A 304-nucleotide genomic window follows, 5' to 3' on the forward strand; every position below is an offset into this window, starting at 1 on the left:
GGAGCGCGCACCTATTCCGGCACGGTGGCAAACGTTGCGCCCATTGCCGGCGCCGTCAACGCCACGGTGGCCTATGGCAGCAGCGTCCAGCCGATTACCTTGAACCTGAGCGGCGGTGTCGCGACATTGGTGGCGGTGGCCTCCGCCGCTTCGCACGGCACGGCGACGGTCAACGGGACCAGCATCAGCTATACGCCGGCGGCCGGTTATGCCGGTGCCGACAGCTTTAGCTACACGGCCAGCAATGGCGCCGGTACTTCGGCGCAAGCTATCGTGACAATCACGGTCAGTCCGCCGGTGATCA

Annotated in this window: 1 protein-coding gene; it reads left to right on the plus strand. The window is 65.8% G+C overall.

Annotated elements, in window-relative coordinates; translation table 11 throughout:
• Window positions 1–304 (plus strand): Ig-like domain-containing protein (locus GYK42_RS29790; protein ID WP_166450293.1); only part of this gene is annotated, 304 nt, incomplete at both ends.

Source organism: Janthinobacterium lividum (assembly GCF_011601275.1).
Lineage (GTDB): Bacteria > Pseudomonadota > Gammaproteobacteria > Burkholderiales > Burkholderiaceae_D > Janthinobacterium > Janthinobacterium lividum_E.